Annotated in this window: 15 protein-coding genes, 2 tRNA genes, 3 pseudogenes and 1 riboswitch; of the genes and pseudogenes, 12 read left to right on the top strand and 8 right to left on the bottom strand. The window is 71.7% G+C overall.

The annotated features are described in order from the left end of the window. The 3 genes and pseudogenes from AB0M62_RS05095 to AB0M62_RS05085 form a co-directional block, all read left to right on the top strand. Window positions 1-306: pseudogene (locus AB0M62_RS05095) on the top strand (RNA helicase); the annotation flags it as partial. Between the two features lie 296 nt (window positions 307-602). After that, a complete protein-coding gene (locus AB0M62_RS05090) occupies window positions 603-2,030 on the top strand; it encodes an FG-GAP-like repeat-containing protein (protein ID WP_366073056.1) in 1,428 nt (475 codons plus the stop codon). Beyond that, window positions 1,993-2,068, top strand: a tRNA-Lys gene (locus tag AB0M62_RS05085). The genes AB0M62_RS05090 and AB0M62_RS05085 overlap by 38 nt, the downstream gene beginning before the upstream one ends. A 361-nt stretch (window positions 2,069-2,429) precedes the next feature. Here the strand turns inward: AB0M62_RS05085 and AB0M62_RS05080 are convergent. Beyond that, a complete protein-coding gene (locus AB0M62_RS05080; protein WP_366072740.1) occupies window positions 2,430-2,636 on the bottom strand; it encodes a hypothetical protein in 207 nt (68 codons plus the stop codon). Between the two features lie 152 nt (window positions 2,637-2,788). On the opposite strand from AB0M62_RS05080, the gene AB0M62_RS05075 reads away from it, so the two are divergent. Then, window positions 2,789-3,034 carry a GntR family transcriptional regulator gene (locus AB0M62_RS05075; protein WP_366072738.1) on the top strand — a complete coding sequence of 82 codons (246 nt, stop codon included), beginning with the start codon at window positions 2,789-2,791 and terminating at the stop codon, window positions 3,032-3,034. Between the two features lie 91 nt (window positions 3,035-3,125). Here AB0M62_RS05075 and AB0M62_RS05070 read toward each other — a convergent pair whose 3' ends face one another. The 3 genes from AB0M62_RS05070 to AB0M62_RS05060 form a co-directional block, all read right to left on the bottom strand. Further along, a complete protein-coding gene (locus tag AB0M62_RS05070) occupies window positions 3,126-3,269 on the bottom strand; it encodes a hypothetical protein (RefSeq protein ID WP_366072737.1) in 144 nt (47 codons plus the stop codon). Window positions 3,270-3,424: 155 nt separating this feature from the next. Continuing rightward, window positions 3,425-3,631, bottom strand: a complete 207-nt coding sequence (locus AB0M62_RS05065; protein ID WP_366072736.1) for an antitoxin — start codon at window positions 3,629-3,631, stop codon at window positions 3,425-3,427. An 85-nt stretch (window positions 3,632-3,716) separates the two neighbouring features. Then, complete coding sequence (locus tag AB0M62_RS05060) at window positions 3,717-3,878, bottom strand: hypothetical protein (RefSeq protein ID WP_366072735.1); 162 nt, start codon at window positions 3,876-3,878, stop codon at window positions 3,717-3,719. Between the two features lie 167 nt (window positions 3,879-4,045). On the opposite strand from AB0M62_RS05060, the gene AB0M62_RS05055 reads away from it, so the two are divergent. The 5 genes and pseudogenes from AB0M62_RS05055 to AB0M62_RS05035 form a co-directional block, all read left to right on the top strand. Next, window positions 4,046-4,119, top strand: a tRNA-Met gene (locus tag AB0M62_RS05055). A 102-nt stretch (window positions 4,120-4,221) separates the two neighbouring features. After that, complete coding sequence (locus tag AB0M62_RS05050) at window positions 4,222-4,971, top strand: MerR family transcriptional regulator (RefSeq protein WP_366072734.1); 750 nt, start codon at window positions 4,222-4,224, stop codon at window positions 4,969-4,971. A 151-nt stretch (window positions 4,972-5,122) separates the two neighbouring features. Then, window positions 5,123-6,283, top strand: a complete 1,161-nt coding sequence (locus AB0M62_RS05045) for a PP2C family protein-serine/threonine phosphatase (RefSeq protein WP_366073055.1) — start codon at window positions 5,123-5,125, stop codon at window positions 6,281-6,283. 215 nt (window positions 6,284-6,498) lie between these two features. Beyond that, a riboswitch (cyclic di-AMP (ydaO/yuaA leader) is annotated at window positions 6,499-6,633 on the top strand. A 50-nt stretch (window positions 6,634-6,683) separates the two neighbouring features. Next, window positions 6,684-7,700: a M23 family metallopeptidase gene (locus AB0M62_RS05040; RefSeq protein WP_366072733.1), complete on the top strand. Its 1,017-nt coding sequence runs from the start codon at window positions 6,684-6,686 to the stop codon at window positions 7,698-7,700. A gap of 60 nt (window positions 7,701-7,760) precedes the next feature. After that, window positions 7,761-7,902: pseudogene (locus AB0M62_RS05035) on the top strand (aldo/keto reductase); the annotation flags it as partial. A 29-nt stretch (window positions 7,903-7,931) separates the two neighbouring features. Here AB0M62_RS05035 and AB0M62_RS05030 read toward each other — a convergent pair. The 4 genes from AB0M62_RS05030 to AB0M62_RS05015 all read right to left on the bottom strand — a co-directional run bounded on the left by AB0M62_RS05030 (window position 7,932) and on the right by AB0M62_RS05015 (window position 13,016). Next, on the bottom strand, window positions 7,932-9,380 hold the full coding sequence (locus AB0M62_RS05030; RefSeq protein WP_366072732.1) for a PrsW family glutamic-type intramembrane protease: 1,449 nt from the start codon (window positions 9,378-9,380) through the stop codon (window positions 7,932-7,934). A gap of 43 nt (window positions 9,381-9,423) precedes the next feature. Further along, entirely contained in the window at window positions 9,424-10,194 is a 771-nt protein-coding gene (trmB, locus tag AB0M62_RS05025; protein WP_366072731.1) for a tRNA (guanosine(46)-N7)-methyltransferase TrmB, read from the bottom strand. 70 nt (window positions 10,195-10,264) lie between these two features. After that, complete coding sequence (gene lhgO, locus AB0M62_RS05020) at window positions 10,265-11,473, bottom strand: L-2-hydroxyglutarate oxidase (protein WP_366072730.1); 1,209 nt, start codon at window positions 11,471-11,473, stop codon at window positions 10,265-10,267. Between the two features lie 88 nt (window positions 11,474-11,561). Then, window positions 11,562-13,016, bottom strand: coding sequence for an MFS transporter (locus tag AB0M62_RS05015; RefSeq protein WP_366072729.1), 1,455 nt, complete (start codon window positions 13,014-13,016; stop codon window positions 11,562-11,564). 531 nt (window positions 13,017-13,547) lie between these two features. Here AB0M62_RS05015 and AB0M62_RS05010 point away from each other — a divergent pair. From AB0M62_RS05010 to AB0M62_RS05000, 3 genes and pseudogenes are all read left to right on the top strand, one after another. Further along, on the top strand, window positions 13,548-15,695 hold the full coding sequence (locus AB0M62_RS05010; RefSeq protein ID WP_366072728.1) for an asparagine synthase-related protein: 2,148 nt from the start codon (window positions 13,548-13,550) through the stop codon (window positions 15,693-15,695). An 11-nt stretch (window positions 15,696-15,706) separates the two neighbouring features. Continuing rightward, window positions 15,707-16,063 (top strand): annotated as a pseudogene (locus tag AB0M62_RS05005) (M23 family peptidase); the annotation flags it as partial. A 258-nt stretch (window positions 16,064-16,321) separates the two neighbouring features. Then, window positions 16,322-17,527 (top strand): cytochrome P450, encoded by a 1,206-nt coding sequence (locus AB0M62_RS05000; protein ID WP_366072726.1) that lies wholly within the window; start codon window positions 16,322-16,324, stop codon window positions 17,525-17,527. Window positions 17,528-17,662: the final 135 nt, after the last annotated feature.

Raw genomic sequence — 17,662 nt, 5'->3', positions numbered from 1 at the left:
CGTCCGTCCGGTGGCTTCCGTCGCGACGACCGCCCTTCGGGTGGTTTCAACCGTGACAACGACCGTCCGTCCGGTGGCCGTTCGTTCGAGCGCCGCGACGACCGCCCCACCGGCGGCCACCGTGGCAGCGACCGCCCGTTCAACCGCGACCGTCGCGACGACCGCCCCGCGGGCGGCCACCGCACCGGCGGCACCGACCGCCCGTACGGCCGTCGTGACGATCACCGCGGAGGCACCGGCACCGGTACGAACACCGGTACCTTCGGCCGCCGCGACGACAAGCCGCGCTGGAAGCGCAACGGCTGACGCTCGCGTCTGACGAACGGGCCTGACGAACGGGCCTGACGAACGGGCCTGACGATCGCGCCTGAACCCCAGCAGGGCCCGCACGACACCACGGTGTCGTGCGGGCCCTGCCGTTTTGTTTGAACAGGTTCGAAACGCCTTCCGTTGCCTGTGAGGCGGCTGTCGCGATCCGCGTACTTGCGGTGGGGGCAGGGCAGGGATTCCTCGCGGGCTGCTCTGCCGGCCGCGGCCGCCGTCGACTCTCCTCATCCTCGGAGTTCCCCGCCCACGCCGACGCGGAGGGCGACATTCACGTGATGCCTTCCGGCGTACAGTCCTCGGCCGTCTCGGTCCTGGACAGCGACGCGGCGGCCGCCGCGGACGTCAGGGGAGGGGCAGCGTCCTGGGTCGCGCGCTGGTGGCCGCCGAAGCCCACGGCGTCGTGGAGCGTCACCGTGAGGGACAAGGCGACGGGCAAGGTGGTCCGTACGCTCGCGGGTGGCGCGGCACGAGGCCTGGTCCGCGCGGTGTGGGACGGAAAGGACGCCTCGGGCCGACTCGTTGCCAACGGGACGTACACCTGGACGCTGACCGCGAAGCCCGCCGACGGCCAGGGCGCGGAGCTGAACACCTCCGGCACGGTGAGGCTCAGCGGCGGTACGGCCGTACGGCGTGATCACGGTGGCAACGACGGCGTCGGCGATCTGTTGTCGCTCAGCCCTTCCGGTGCGCTTGCCTTCCGGCACGGCACCGGAACAGGGCAGCTCGCCGGGGTGACCTCGGGCGCCGGCTGGCCGACCTCCGTCGTGGCCGTCCCCTTCGGGGACCTCAACGGCGACCGGTGCAACGATGTGTTGGTGCGGCTGGCGTCGGGTGAGCTGCGGGCGTACAGGCCGGGCTGCGGCAAGGCGCTGACGCCGGGCACCGCGTACACCTCGCTCGGGAAGGTCTGGGGCCAGTTCAACGTGCTTACGTCGCCCGGGGACATGACCGGCGACGGACGGCCGGACCTGGTGGCCCGGCAGGCATCCACCGGTGACATGTACCTGTACGCCTACAACGGCGCGGGCGAGCTGAAGGCCCGCGGCCGGATCGGGGTCAAGCGGACCGGATACCGGGCCGTGTTCGGAGCGGGGGACCTCAACGGTGACGGATACGGCGATCTCCTCGCCGTCGACCAGGCGAACGCGTTGTGGCGGTACGACGGGACGGCGACCGGGACGGTCAAGCCGCGGGTGGCCGTGTTCGGGCAGAACTGGGGCGTAGGCCGGAACACGTTCGTCGGCGTCGGGGACGTCACCGGAGACGGCAGGCCGGACCTGCTCTTCCGCACCACAGCGGGCGATCTCATGCGGGTGAGCGGCCGCTGCAACGGCGTTCCTCGGTCGACCGAGCCCAAGACGAAGATCGCCTCCAACTTCAACCGCTGCAACGTCCTGCTGAGCTCTGGTGACATGACCGGCGACGGCCGTTCGGACCTGGTCGCCCGCGTGGCGGCCACGGGCGACCTCTACCTGTACGCGGACAACGGTACGGGTGGGATTCGGCCCGGCGTGAAGATCGGCGCGGGCTGGAAGAATCTCACCGTGCTCGCCCCCGGAGACCTGAACGGCGACAAGACCGGCGACACGACCACGACTGGCCCGGCAGCGGATACCCGATCGGCTGCCGGGCGCGGTCCCGCTATGCTCAGGGGTGTCTTGCCGAGGGCCGTTAGCTCAATTGGCAGAGCAGCGGACTTTTAATCCGTTGGTTGTGGGTTCGAGTCCCACACGGCCTACCACTTGGCCCCAGGTCAGAGCACTTCTGGCCTGGGGCCGATGTCGTTTCCGAGGGCATTTCGGGCGGCTGCTCAGCCGATGCTCGACCGAAGCGCAAACGATCACGGCAGGAAGAAGCCCCGGCCATCTCGTACTTGAGGCCGGGGCTCATGCGACGGTAGGCCCGCCCGCTGCTCGTTCCGCCGTCGGTGAGCAGCGGGCGGGGGTCTCATGGGGTGCGCGGCGCCTCGCGGCCAGCCACGCAGCCTGGACAGGCGCAGCGGCTGAGCGTCTCGATGTCGTCGGCCGGGACGTACAGCACCGCAGGCGTCCGCGTGTCCCACAGTCGCGGCTCCGGAGCCGGGTCGGCCGGCGGGCGGGTAGTCACTGCGGCTCCGGGCCGCGGTGGGACCAGCGCTGGCCGGAGTACGAGTCGAAGTGCACGCCCGTGGCATGCGGTTCGCGGGTGCAGCGCGACTGCGTGCCGGACTTCCTGACCCAGCAATAGCAGGGGATCACGAGCCGGCCCGGGGTCGTGTACGGAGTCACTGTCTCTGTGGTGCCGGGGATGGTGTCGGTAGCATCAGACACGGCGGTCGCTCCTCGTAGCGTCGATCGTCCACACCCCCGGGCCGTGCCATCGGTCGCGGGGGTTTCGTGTTCACCCGTATAGACCGTACTACCCTCTACTACCCCTGTGGCTAGCTATGGTGCGATGGGTTCCCCCGCCTAGCTTCTGGATCATGAGCATTGACCGGGAAGGACCCGTCCCGCCGTACCGGCAGATCGCCGACCAGCTGCGCGCGCGGATTACGGACGGCACGATTCCCGTGGGCCGCCGGATCCCCTCGCTCGTCGAGCTGGAAGCGGAGTTCGGCGTCGCCCGGGACACGCTCCGCAAAGCGGTGAAGGTGCTGAAGGACGAGGGCTTGGTCGAGACAGTGTCGGGCATGGGCGTGTACGTGATCGCAGTGCCTGCCCGCGACTGACCCTGGACGCAAGAATGCGCCCCTCCCGCCGAAGCGGGAGGGGCGCAGTGCTGTGCTGGGATGTGTGTGAGCGGGCGCCGTCTCGCGGCGGTCAGTCCTCGTCCTCGCGCGCGGCGCCCGCGTCGCGGCCCGCTTCGTAGACGCGCAGCACGAAGTCCGCGGCCGTGACCTGGTCGAGGTCGTCGGTGAGTCGCATGAGTTCGTTGGTGAACCGGATCAGCGGGTTGTCTGCCATGAGTCAAGGAGAGCACGCCGCTGCTCCGGGCGCGATGCCCCGGCGGCAAGGCATGAAAACAGCCCGTCCGGCCCGGGTTCGAGTGCCGAGCGGGTGCCTGAGGCGGTGCCGTGCGCCCTGGCCGGGCCTGGCCGGTCAGGGCGCTGCGGAGTGCGTCAGCGCTGGGGAGGGCGGTCGTCCCCCTGGGTCGGCGGTTCGCGGGTGCCCATCTGATCGTTGATCTTCTGCTGGGCCGTGTCGACGTGGCCGCTGTACTTGCTCTGCGTCCGCTGGTCGACGGCGTCCCCGCCCTTCTCGACGCCCTGCCTGGCCGTGTCCTCGTGGCCCTTGATCAGACCCTTGAGCTTGTCGAGCATCGACATGGCTCGTCCTCCCTTGTGGGGGTTTCTGACTCCCAGGATGGACGCGTCCGGGCGATCCCGCATCCGGCGCGGGCTACCGCCGGGCTCAGCCCCTCTGCTGCAGGGCTGCGAGGCCCTTCCGCAGGTCATCCGGGTTCATCGCCGGCTGGATCTCGATCATCGCGCCGAGCTCCAGGAACAGCGGTTCGCAGATGGTCACCGAATCCGAGCTGTCCTGGAGGTCGAAGACCATGATGAAGGACCGCACGCCGGCGCGGTCCCGACCCGCTCGCCGAGACCTGGTGGCGTCATGCTCAGCGTCGCTTCGTGGGCATCGGGCGGCAACATCTGGCCCGCCGTCCGGGGTGCCGGGGCGGGCACCGGGTCAATTGGTCACGACCCCCGCCCCGGATGGCGTAAGGTTGTGTTTACCGACGCGGGGTGGAGCAGCTCGGTAGCTCGCTGGGCTCATAACCCAGAGGTCGCAGGTTCAAATCCTGTCCCCGCTACTCACAGACAAAGGCCCGGATCCTTGTGGATCCGGGCCTTTGTCGTTCGCTCGCGAATTCCGCCTTGACCTTTACACAACGTCAAGATTTAGCGTTCAGGGCATGGAGTGGTCGATCCAGGAAATCGCCCGGCGCGCCGGGACCACCAGCCGGACCCTGCGGCACTACGGCGATCTCGGGCTGCTCGAGCCCAGCCGTATCGGCAGCAACGGCTACCGCTACTACGGGCAGGACGCGCTCGTACGTCTGCAGCGGATTCTGCTGCTGCGTGAGCTCGGGCTGGGGCTGCCCGCCATTGCGGAGGTCCTCGCGGGGCAGCGGGACACCGCCGCTGCCCTGCGCGCCCACCTGGACCTGCTGGAGCAGGAGCGCGAGCGCATCGGGCGCCAGATCGCCTCGGTGCGGACCACTCTTCACAAGACCGGGACAGGAGAACAACTCATGGCCGAGGAAGTGCTGGACGGCTTTGATCACACGCAGTACGAGCAGGAGGTGACCGAGCGCTGGGGCCGGGAAGCCTACGAGAAGGGGGACCGCTGGTGGCGCTCGCTCACCGAAGAGCAGAAGCGCGAGTTCAAGGAACGGCAGGTCTCCATCGCCAAGGACTTCGCGCGGGCGCTCCGGGACGGGATGGCCGCCGAGAGTGACGACGTGCAGGCCATCACCCACCGTCAGTGCGAGTGGCTTTCGGTGACTGGCACGCCGACCCGCTCGTACTTCGTCGGGCTCGGTGAGATGTATGTCTCCGACCCCCGCTTCACCGCCACGTTCGACAAGCACGGAACCGGCACAGCGGCCTTCATCCGCGATGCGATGAGGATCTACGGCGAGCGGCACCTGTCCGACGGATAGCCGAGGGGCGGGGGGCTGCCGGGGGGCGGGACTGCCGGCGTCTCGGGACGGCGGCGGTTCCCTTCCCATTCGTCGCCCGGTTGGCCGTTGCCCGGTCGCCGCCTCCCGGCGGTGCGGACAGCCTGGGTGAGTGGGGCACGAAGGAGGGCACATCGAGGACCGGGACCAGGACGAAGGCATCGGGAGCAGGATCACGCGCCGCTTTGTCCGCACCCTGCCCGCGCTGCTGATCGTCGTCGGCATGGTCTTCGATCTCTCGACCCCGCCGGGCTTCACCGGGTCACCGTTCTTCTCGGCGGCGCCGCTCATCGCCGCGCCGCTGTTCTCCTTCGGCACCACCTTCCTGACCGGCGCGACCGCCTCCCTGGCCGTGCTCCTCCTGCACATCCGCAACGGAACGATGCTGAAGGTGGAGGCGGTGACCGAGTTGGTCACCGTGGTGACCGTGGCCGCTCTGGCGCTGCTCACCAACCGGGTCGTACGGCGCAGTGGCGAGCGGCTCGCCTCCGCGCGCGGGATCGCGGAGGCCGCCCAGCGCGCCCTGCTCCCGACCCCGGTCGAACGGATCGGCGGGCTCCACGTCGCCGCGCGGTACGAGGCCGCGCAGGCGGACGCGTTCATCGGCGGTGACCTCTACGCCGTACAGGACACGCCGTACGGAGTACGCCTGATCGTGGGCGACGTACGAGGCAAGGGACTCGAAGCGGTGGAGGCGGTCGCCATCGTGATCGGGGCGTTCCGCGAGGCCGCCGAGCAGGAGTCCACCCTCGAAGGGGTGGCGCAGCGGCTGGAGCGGGCACTGCGGCGCGAGGGAACCCGCCGGGACAGTCTCGACGCGGTGGAAGGCTTCACCACGGCCGTGCTGGCGGAGATCCCGCACGACGGTGGCGGGCTGCGGCTGGTGAACCGGGGGCATCCGGAGCCGTTGCGGCTGTACGCCGACGGGAGGGTGGAGGCGCTCACGCCCGCCGAAACCGCGCTGCCGCTGGGGATGGGCGACCTGGCCGGCTGGCCCGACCGAGCGGAGGAGCATGAGTTCCCGCCCGGAGCCACCCTGCTCCTCTACACGGACGGGCTCTCCGAGGCGCGGGACGCGGCCGGGAACTTCTACGACCCGCAGGAACGGCTCCGGGGCCGCATTTTCTCGGGGCCCGACGCGTTGCTGGCCGCATTGGTCACCGATGTGCGGCAGTACACGGGCGGCGGTTCGACCGACGACATGGCGCTGCTGGCGGTCAGCCGCCCTGCGGAGAGACAGTCGGACCGGCGTACCACCGTACCGGTGGTCGGCAGGAACGGACACGGTGCGTAGTCGAAAGGCACCGCTCCGCATAACAATTGACGAACCATCAGGGTGCGGGTGTTTTGTGAGAGGCGGTCAACTCGCCCGATATCGCACCCTCCTGTCCCGGAAAGTCCGGCCGGGGAGCCTTAACGATCAATGGGAACAGCTTGGAATCCGGCCCTGGTGTCTATTAACGTTCGATAACGCAGCGCGGTCGTCCCAGCCGTCGCAAGAGACGGCACCGTGCGCATGCGCCGAATTCCGCAAGGGAACCGGGGAACCACCAACTTGGGGTGAATCGGGCTGAAACCGGCCCGTAGGAGACCTTCCTGCTCCGAACCCGTCAGCTAACCCGGTAGGCGAGAAGGAAGGAAAGGAGCACGCCTCCGTGGCGTCCAACAGCCCTGCCCCCGAAGTAACCCGGTTCATGACGAAGTCAGTTCCGGGAGGCACCGAAGGATTCGGCGTCGAGGAGGGGGCGTGGGAGGAGTGGAACCCCACTGAGGACTCCGTCCGTCCCGTACGCGGCCGGCACCGCGTCGCCAAGCAGCGCGGCGGACTCGCGCGCAGCTCCACGGTTCTCGGAGTCGGCGTCATCGCCGCGGTCGGCGCAGGCGGCATCGCCACCGCGCAGGACAAGCCGGCCGTCACCATCTCGCTTCCCGACTCCATCACCTCCGCGCTGCCGGACGCCGGATCGCTGCCCGGCGTGGGCGCGCTGATATCCGGTGACGACAGCGACGAGGACGAGAACACCTCGGTCGACGCCCCGCTCACCATGGCCGGCGTCAGCGCCGAGGAGGCCCAGCAGGGCACCACCGACGCGGGCGAGGCACTGCGCACCCGCATCCTGCTCCAGGCCGAGCAGCAGCAGGACGCCGCCGACGCCGAGGCCCGGGCCGCCGCGGAGAAGGCCGCGGCCGACACGGCAGCGGCGGAAGCCAAGAAGCAGCAGGACGCCGCGACCGCGAAGGCGGCCGCGGAGAAGAAGGCCGCGGAAGAGGCGGCGAAGGCCGAGGCGGAGGCCGAGCGGCTCGCCAAGCTGGCGGCCGGCTACTCCCTCCCCACCTCTTCCTACACCCTGACCTCGCACTACGGTCAGTCCGGCTCGATGTGGTCCTCCGGTCAGCACACCGGTCTCGACTTCGCCGCGCCGACGGGTACGCCGGTCAAGGCGGTCCACGGCGGGACCATCAAGTCGGCGGGCTGGTCCGGGGCCTACGGCTACCGCATCGTGCTGGAGCTCGCGGACGGCACGGAGGTCTGGTACTGCCACCTCTCCTCGATGTCCGTGACCTCCGGCCAGGTCACCAACGGCGAGACCATCGGGCGAGTCGGCGCCACCGGCAATGTCACCGGCCCGCACCTGCACCTGGAGGTGCGCACGGGCGGAAGCACGGTCGACCCGCTGGCGTGGCTGCGCGGCAAGGGCCTCACGGTCTGATCTCCGAGGGCCCGGGGGCGGTCCGGAATACCGGAACCGTCCCGGCCTGTTGATCAACGAATGACCTCTCTCCGCAAGCTGGGTACGTCCAGCCTTCAGGTCTTCCCCCTCGCTCTCGGCGGCAACGTCTTCGGCTGGACCGCCGACCGCGCGCAGTCCTTCGGTCCTCGACGCCTACACCGCTGACGGCGGCAACTTCGTACGTCCGGCGGCTCGGACGACTGGACCCGGTCAGAGCTGCCGGTGGCCGTACTGCCGGTCCGGCGGGTGCGGGCCGTGACCGCCTTGGCCGTGCGCCGGGCGGCCGGCGGGGTGGCTGTAATGCCCGTACGGGTGCGGCTGCCTGTATGGGTACGCGTGCGGCGCGGGCGCCGCGTACGGGATGTGGGGCCGTGGGAAAGGCATCACCGGCGCGGGCAGCGGTAGCCGGCCCGTCGCCCGGGCCGCGTAGACCAGCGCCGGGCCGGCCACCTCGCGGCGCTGCCACAGGTGGTGCAGCAGTTCCTGCTCGCGGGCGGTGAAGTCCGGGCCCGCCGCGCCGCGGCGGGCCCGGTGCCGGAGGAAGGCGAGCGACGTCGCGAAGGCCTCGTACTCGCCGACGGCGCGCGCCGCTTCCGGGCCCCGGGTCCGGCCCGCCATGCCGCGGGCCACTCTTCGGGCCCGCATCGAGGACAGCGCGAGGGGCTCGGCGGCGCCGAGCCAGCCGGCCGCCGCGTATGCGGGCAGCTCACCGGCGACCGTCCGGAGTTCGCCCTGCCGGGTCCAGACCGCCAGCCAGGTCAGCAGCCCGAAGACGGGCACCATGAAGGCCGCGTACACGACGTAGAAGCCGTACGCGCCGAAGGCCGTGGAGCCGTTCCAGACGGCGTGCGTCATCATCGCGAGGCCGAGGCCCAGCAGTGGAAACACGATCCTGCGCACCCGGCGGCCCTGGGCCGCCATCGCCGCGACACCGAACCCGATGCCTGTCAGCACGGTGAAGAGCGGGTGCGCGAACGGCGACATCACGATGCGGACGAAAAAGGTCGCCGCCGTCATCGAGGCCAGGCCCGAGCTGCCGCTCTCCACGTCCTCGCCGAACGCGTTGCCCAGATAGAGGATGTTCTCGGTGAAGGCGAAGCCGGTCGCGGTGAAGCCGGCTATCACCACCCCGTCGACGATGCCGGTGAAGTCCCGTCGGCGGAAGACGAAGACCAGCAGCACCGCCGCCGCCTTCGCGCTCTCCTCGACGACCGGGGCGACGACGGTGGCTCCCAGATGGTCCGCGCCGGCCGGGTCGGCGGTGGCCGTGGCGATCCAGCGGGTCGCGAAACTGTTCGCCACTATCGCGACCAGCGCGGCCGCGAAGGCGCCCCAGGCGAACGCGAAGATCAGGTTCTTCCAGGGGCCCGGCTCCACCCGGTCCAGCCAGCGGAACGCGGCCATCAGCAACGGCACCGGCAGGACCGAAAGGCCGAGTCCCACCAAGAAGCCCTGGGTACCGGTCTGTTCGCGCACGAGGGCCAGGATCACCAGCGCCGACAGTGCGAGCAGGGTGATCACTGCCCCCGCGCGGACCGCCCTGCTGCGCCAGAACGCGCCGCGCGGGCGGTAGCGCCAGTGCGCGCGCTCCGGGACCGCGTCGAACAGCGGCCGCTGCTCGCAGGGCGGGACCGGGGCTGGAGACGGGGGAGATGACACCCGTCGACCCTAACGAGGCGTAGCGGCACCTCGCGAGGACGTCTCAGTTCTGCGTGCGGCGGAACAGCAGGTCGTGTACGACGTGACCCTTGTCCAGGCCCTGGCCCTCGAAGCGGGTGAGCGGCCGGAAGTCCGGGCGGGCTGCGTAACCGCCGTCGGCCTGCGTGTTCTCAAAGCCGGGGTGGGCGCTGAGCACCTCGAGCATCTGCTCGGCGTACGGCTCCCAGTCGGTGGCGCAGTGCAGGACCGCGCCCGGCTTCATCCGGGTCGCCGCGAGGGAGAGGAATTCCGGCTGGATCAGCCGGCGCTTGTGGTGGCGCTTCTTCGGCCAGGGGTCCGGGAAGTACACCCGCAGCCCGTCGAGCGAGTCCGGCGGCAGCATCTCACGCAGCAGGATGACCGCGTCGCCGTTGGCCACCCGGATGTTGGACAGCCCGTTCCGCTCCGCCAGACTGAGCAGATTGCCCTGGCCCGGGGTGTGGACATCGACGGCCAGGATTCCGGTGTCCGGGTCCTCGGCGGCCATCTGCGCGGTCGCCTCGCCCATTCCGAAGCCGATCTCCAGGACGACGGGCAGTCCGCCGAACAGCTCGTCGAGACCGAGGACCCGCCGTCCGTCGATGTCGAGTCCCCACTGCCCCCACAGCCGCTGCAGCGCGTCCTCCTGGCTCGTGGTCACACGGCTCCGACGCGGCTGAAAGCTGCGGATCCGCCGTTCGTGGTGCGAACCGGCGGGATCGGGCGCGGGCCCGTCGGGGAAGCGGGGCGTGCTGCGGTCACGAGGGGACCGGCCGGCCTGGGGGGTGGTGTTCACGGACTCAATGGTGTTCGGGGACTCAGACACAATGCCCCGATTCTACGGCGACCGGCCGGGGCGCCCCGCGCTACACCCGGGCCTCGATCGCCGCCAGCGCGCGCCGGGCCACTTCGCGGCCGATCGGGAGCGAGGCGGTCGCCGCCGGGGACGGTGCGTTCAGAACGTGGACCGTGCGCGGTGCCTCCCGGATCAGGAAGTCGTCGGCCAGCGTTCCGTCGCGCAGTACCGCCTGGGCGCGGACGCCGGCCGGTGCGGGGCACAGGTCCGCCTCCGTGACGTCCGGGAGGAGCCGGCGGGCCGCCTGGGTGAAGGCGCGCTTCGACAGCGAGCGGTGCAGTTCGCCCGCGCCGTACCGCCAGTGGCGGCGGGCAATCTGCCACGATCCCGGCCAGGACAGCGTGCCGGCCAGCTCACGCGGGTGGACGGCGGACCAGCCGTACCCCTCGCGGGCCAGTGCCGGCACCGCGTTCGGCCCGAGGTGGACGCTGCCGTCGATGCCCCGGGTGAGGTGCACCCCGAGGAAGGGAAAGGCCGGGTCCGGCACCGGGTAGACCAGGCCGCGCACCAGCTCGGGGCGGCCCAGCTCGTAGTACTCACCGCGGAACGGCACGATCCGCATGGCCGGATCGTCTCCCGCGAGGCGCGCGACGCGGTCGCAGTGCAGCCCCGCGCAGTTGACCAGAGCGCGGGCGCGCAGAACCGCGCCGTCCGCCGTACGGACCGCGATGCCCGAGGCGCGGCGGCTGATCAGCGACACCTCCGCGCCGTACCGCACTTCTGCTCCCGCGTCGGTCAGCAGGTCCGCGAGTCGTGAGGCCACCTGGCCGTAGTCGACGATTCCGGTCGTGCCGACCCGGATCGCCGCCAAGCCCCCTACATACGGCTCGTACTCCGTGAGCTGGGCCGGGCCCAGCTCACGGACCGGAATGCCGTTCTCCCGGCCACGCTGGACCAGGGCGTGCAACCGGGGCAGCTCGGCCCGGTCGGTGGCGACGATGAGCTTGCCGGTGACCTGGTGCGGTATGTCGTGTTCCGTGCAGAACTTGACCATCTCGGCCGCGCCCTGGACGGCGAACCGGGCCTTCAGGGACCCAGGGCGGTAGTAGATGCCGCTGTGGATCACCCCGCTGTTGCGCCCCGTCTGGTGCCGGGCGGGTCCCGGCTCCTTCTCCAGCACCGTCACCCGGGTGCCCGGCGCGAGGCGCGTGATCGCGTACGCCGTGGACAGGCCGACGATCCCGCCGCCGATCACGACCACATCGCAGCCGTCACTCATCACTCCACCTCCCACCCCGATAGTGCACTGGCCCACTGACAATGCCCTCAAACCAGGTGGGCGTCGGCCGTACAGCATCCGCGATGGACTACGCGGGTGCCACCAGCAGGGGACGGGCCCGTTCCCGCAGCTCCGCGACGCGCGGCTCGTCGCCGTACGGTTCCAGCCGGTGCAGCAGATCACGTACGTACTCCGTCGTACGTGCCGAGGAGATCCGCCCGGCCACCTCCACCGCCCGGGTCCCCGCCGCGCACGCCGCGTCCAGATTCCCCGACTCCAGTTCGGCGACCGCGCTCACCACCAGACGCAGCCCGTGCGAGCGGACGAACTCCTCGGTCGGCCGGGACAGCGCGTGCTCCGTGAAGCGGCGCACCTGCCGCGGGGCTTTCAGGTCGCGGTAGCACTCGGCGGCGTCCGCCGCGAAGCGGTCGTACGAGTAGAAGCCCAGCCAGGTCGGATCGGCGTCGCCGTCCCGTGACCGCTCCAGCCAGCCCTCCGCCGCCTTCAGCGAGGTCCCGGCCGCCTGCGAATCGCCGGCCTTGGCATGCGCACGGGCCTCCACCAGCCGGAAGAAGCTCATGGTGCGCGCGGTGGCCAGACCCCGGTTGCGCTCCAGGGCGGCCTGCGCCAGGTCGACCCCCTCGTCGGCGAAGTCCCGGTAGGTGGCCTGGAGCGACATCGACGCCAGTACGTACCCGCCCAGCGGCACGTCGGCCGCCGCGCGCGCGAGCCGCAGCGCCTGGATGTAGTACCGCTGCGCGGCCTCCTGCTGGCCGGTGTCGAAGGCCATCCAGCCGGCGAGCCGGGTCAGTTCGGCCGTCGCGCCGAAGAGCGCCCGGCCGACCTCGTCGGAGTACGAGCCGAGCAGCAGCGGCGCCGCGTCGACCCGCAGACACTCCGGGACCATCGACGAACGCCAGTCCCCGCCGCCGTACTTGGAGTCCCAGCGCCGCGCGTCCTCCGCCGCCTCTCGCAGCTTTGCCACGTCGCTGTGGCCCACGCGCTGCGGCGATGCGTCCGACCCGGCCGGCGCCTCACCGGCGACGGCCGGCGCGCCCGCGGCCGGTGCCTCCCGGGCGACCGAGCTGTCGGCGGGCGTTATCAGCCAGCGCGAGGCAGGCGTCGCATATGCCGTGACGGCGAACGATCCGGCGAGAGACTGCCAGATCCCGCCGCCGGTCCGCCGGCCCGCCAGATCCAGCCGGTACAGGTCGGTGGCCGAGCGCACCGCGGCCCCGACGTCGCGTGGGAACGCCAGTCCCACCTCCGGCGCCGGATCGGCGTCGGCGAGGCCGATTTCGTGCAGCGGGACCGGGCGGCCCAGCTTGGCGCCGATCGCCGCCGCGATGAGATGCGGCGCGGCGCCCTGCGGCACCATCCCCTTCGAGACCCACCTGGCCACCGAGGTCTTGTCATAACGAAGCGTCAGACCGCGCTGCGCACCGAGGTCGTTGACCCGCCGCGCGAGTCCTGCGTTGCTGATACCCGCGAGGGCGAGGACGGTGCCGAGCTTCTCATTCGGCTCACGGAGCTCCCTGGACATGCGCCACCCCTCGACACACAGACGGCCGCCGGGGCATAGGCACCCGGCATTCGTAAACCCAGCGTAGTTCGCCGCATCCCAAGCGTTAAGAGGCAGAGTTCCGTATGGCGAGATTGTTGTCCGTACGCATGGGTGCGGCAGGAGCACTGTGCTCCCGGTGTGTGGCCGTGCGCCTGCGCGTGCGCTCTGGTCCGGCCACGGGGGGAGCGCTTCCATGTGGGGTGCGTGGGTCGGCCCACTGCACTGGGTTCAGTGGGCTGGGGGACACCGCCGTCTCAATCCCCGCGGGCGGCGGACCGGTCCGGGAGGCGAACAGCGCCTCCCGGGCTGTGCGCTCACCACCCACACGCGAACGCGCGAGATTGGCTGAATGGCGCCTATGGCGCGGATCGCCAAATACCCCCTTCCGGGGGCGCATTCGCTCGCTGACGCGCGCCCCGGAGTCCCTCCCGTACGGCGTGGTCGTGGCAGCATGGTCCCGAACTACTTCGGTGCGTGCGGTGTGGTTGTCCACAGCCTGTGGAGGCGGCGATGCGGTGGTTGGTGGGGTGGAGCAGTATCGCCGCAAGTTTTGGTACGGCCGGGGCGGTGGGAACCGGTGGGGCCGGTGGTGACTCCGAAGCCCGCACCGTGCACCCCGTCGGCTCCCAACTCCTGTGGGGCGACCCCGATCCGCTGTGGGCCGTGGGCGACTGGCGCCCGGACGAAATCCGTACCGTCAGCGTCGACAACCCTGTCGGCTCGGCCCCGAGAGTCACGCCGGGAAGGGACCCCCAGGGGACTCCCGTCACCCGGCTCGCCGTCCTCGGCTGCTGCGGAGCCAGTGACGAGGAGTTGAGAGTGGGCCTGCTCGCGGCGCGCGGCGGAGCCCTGCGCCATCTGACGAACTGGTCCGGCAGCTATGCGGCCGTCGTCCAGGTCGGCCGCCGTATCACCGTCGTCGGCGATCTGGCGGGCGCCCGGCCGGTCTTCTACACCCCCTGGGCGAACGGCACCGCGTACGCCACCGCCGCCCTCCCGCTCGCCGACCTGATCGAAGCCCAGCTGGACATCGGTCACTTGGCGGCTCTGCTCGCCTGCCCCGATGTGCCGGAGGCACTGCGCGACGGCACGCCGTACGCCGGGGTCCGGCGCATTCCCCCCGGCCACGCGCTCATTCTGCGCGAGGGCTCGCGCGAGATCACCGGCTACGAACCCGTCGCCTCGCTCGCCGTCGCCGCGCCGCAGGTCGAGGCCGCGCGTGCGGTCGACGGCGTGCGCGAGGCGCTCGTAGAGGCGGTACGGGCCAGGCTCACCGCCCCCCGGCACGCCCCCGAGTCCCTGCCGTACGATCCCGGTCCCGTCCCGGGCATGGGCCCTGCCGAGCGCCGCGCAGCCCGTGGCGGGCCCGCGCCCGGCATCGGCGCGGACCTGTCCGGCGGCAGCGCCTCCGCCACGCTGGCGCTGCTCGCCGCCGGGCTGCCCGGAGTGCCGGGCACGATCCTCGGCCACGGCACGGGCGCGGGCGAACGGCTGCTCGCCGTCACCTTCAACGACCTGGCCACACGGGGCCGCGAGGCCGAGCTCGAGCGGGCCCGTGCGATCGCCGCCAACCCGCGCCTGCACCACGTGGTCGTCACGGCCGCCGAGGAAGCCCTCCCCTACGCGGAACTCGATGGCCCGCTCACCGATGAGCCGGGCCCCTCCCTCATCACCGCCGACCGCCACCGCCGCCGGCTCGCCGCCGGCAGCGCGGACCACTTCATCGGCCACGGCGCCCGCCAGGTCCTGGACGCGCACCCGGCGCGGCTGGCGGACCTGTTGATGGACCGCCGCCGGCGCCACCTGCTGCGCCCGGTCGCCGCACTCGCCAAGGCCGACGGCCCCTCGGCCCACTCCCTCTTCGTGCCGCTGACCGTCTACCGGGCCGCGCGCCGTCTCGCCCGTACGTCCTACCGCGCCGGGATCGAGGATGCCGCCACGCGTCTGCGCACCTACGACTTCGACGAGTCGGCCGGGGTGGTCGATGCCTCGGTGGCCGCCCTCGCCTGGTCCCGGCCCGGCCCGGCCGCGCGCTGGCTGACCGGTGAGGCGCTGGCTGAAGTATCGGTTCGCCTCCATGCGTCCGCGACCCGCCCCGCCTCGGTCCTGCGCCCCGGTGAGGCCCGCGCCCGCGCGGCGCTGGCACGGCACGCGGCCGACCACCGGGTCTTCGAGCAGGCCGCCGAGGTCCGCAGCCAGCGACTGCACGCCCCGTTCCTGGACAACCAGGTCGTACGGGCCTCCCGTGCCCTTCCGGAGGCGTTGCGCGTCCAGCCGGGTGCCCGCGCCGAGATCCTCCGTACGGTCCTGTCCGGCGCCGGGGTCCGGGAGCTTCCGCCCGGCTGGGGTGCCACCTCCCAGGCAGCCTCGGCAGCGGCTGTCCGCGCCGGCCTGCGCGCCGCGGTCGGTGACCTGATCGCCCTGTTCGACGCCCCGCTGCTGGCCGACGCGGGCCTGATCGAGGCCCGGGTCGTGCGCAGGGCGCTGCGGGCGGCGGCCGAGGGCGAGGCGGTTCCGCTGGACGGCATCGCTGAACTGGTCTCCACGGAACTGTGGCTGCGCCGCCTGCTCGCCCGCCGCGGAACCTGCTGGACCGGCTCGGCGGCCCCCCGTCAGCGGGCCGTGGCCGGCGGAGTCGTCCCGCGCCCGAGCCTGTAGCCCGCTGCACCAACGCCTGCGGCGGCGGCGGCGAACCGGCCCCGCAGAAGTACTGGGTGGACACCTTCGCCGACGCCACCGGCTACACCTCACCGAACTGCGTCGGCAAGAACACTCCGGAGTGTGCTCCGCAGGGCACGCTGCGCGCCGGAAGCAACTACGTGTTCTGCAAGGTCAGGGGCGACAAGGTCAGCAGCGGCGACGGAAGTTCCTTCAACCACTTCTGGCTGCGCACCGACCTCGACGAAGTGAAGCCGGGCAAGAGCGCCCGGGCGTACGTCTCGGCGTACTACCTCCAGCGGTGGGGCAACGACGAGGCAAAGGACAACAGCGGAGCGGTGATCCGGGACTGCGGCCCGGGCGAGTGAGGGCGCCGGCCTCCCGGGCGTAGCGGCCGGCCGGGCGCAGGCCTCGCGCGCCCGGGCAGCGGCCTGCCCGTGGGAGCCGCCTACTCGTGAACCACAGCTGCTGAGGCTCCGGATGAGGGCGGCGGGCCGGCTTCGGCCGGCGCGCCGCCCCGCCGGCGCGAGATCGCAGGCCTGCCCCGGACCGCCCAGGCCTGCCCGGGACCGCCCGCCCAGGACTCGGGGCGACCGTATCGGCGCAGGTGGGGGTAGCGTCCACGCATGGCAGCCTTCGATCCCTGGTCACCCCAGTTCGTGGCCGATCCCTACCCCGCCTACGCCGACCTCCGCGCCCGCGGCCGGGCGCACCGCTTCGCGCCGACGAACCAGTGGCTGATCCCGCACTACGCCGACGTCAGCGCCCTGCTGCGCGACCGCCGGCTCGGCCGGACGTACCTCCACCGCTTCACGCACGAGGAGTTCGGCCGTACGCCTCCGCCCGCCGCTCACGAGCCCTTTCACGTCCTCAACGGCAACGGGCTGCTCGATCTCGAGGCCCCGGACCACACCCGCATACGGCGGCTGGTGTCGAAGGCGTTCACCCCCCGTACGGTCGAACGGCTCGCCCCCACCGTGCACCGGCTGGCCGAGGAGCTGGTCGACGGCCTCGTCGCCGACGGCGGCGGAGATCTGCTCGCCGCCGTGGCCGAGCCGCTGCCCGTGGCCGTGATCGCCGAGATGCTCGGCATTCCCGAGCCCGACCGACCCCTCCTGCGTCCCTGGTCGGCGGACATCGTCGGCATGTTCGAGCTGAATCCCACGGAGGAGGCAGCCGCCCGTGCCGTGCGGGCGTCCGTCGAGTTCTCGGCGTATCTGCGGGAGCTGATCGCGGTACGGCGCACGGCCCCCGGCGAGGACCTGGTCTCGGCGCTGATCGCCGCGCACGACGAGGACGACCGGCTCAGCGAGCAGGAGATGATCTCCACCTGCGTGCTGCTGCTGAACGCGGGCCACGAGGCGACGGTGAACACGACAGCCAACGGCTGGTGGACCTTGTTCCGCCACCCCGAGCAGCTCGCCGTCCTCCGAGCCGCCCCGGACGCGCTGCTGCCCACGGCCGTGGAGGAGCTGATGCGCTTCGACACGCCGCTGCAGATGTTCGAGCGCTGGGTGCTGGACGACATCGAGGTGGGCGGGACCGTCATCCCACGCGGCTCCGAGGTCGCGCTGCTCTTCGGCTCGGCCAACCGTGATCCTGCCCGGTTCCAGGACCCGGACGCCCTCGACCTCTCCCGCAAGGACAACCCGCACATCACTTTCGGCGCGGGCATCCACTTCTGCCTCGGCGCCCCGCTCGCCCGTCTCGAGCTGGCCGCGTCCTTCGGTACGTTGCTCCGCAAAGCCCCCTCGCTCCGGCTCGCAGCCGAGCCCGAGTGGAACCCGGGCTATGTGATCCGCGGGCTCAAGGAGATGCTGGTCGTGGTCTGACCGCCTGGGCGGGCGGGCGTGCGGTCGCCATGGACCTTCGGCCCGGCCGGCCCCGCCGGCCCCGCTCGGACCTGTCCGGACGCGAAGAGGTGCGGCTCCGGACTCCGCCAGGATCCGGCGCCGCGCCTACGGGGG

It is taken from the genome of Streptomyces sp. NPDC051219, assembly GCF_040682335.1.
GTDB lineage: Bacteria > Actinomycetota > Actinomycetes > Streptomycetales > Streptomycetaceae > Streptomyces.
The sequence above is the reverse complement of the archived record's forward strand: the minus strand, read 5'-3'. Positions and strand labels throughout refer to the sequence as shown.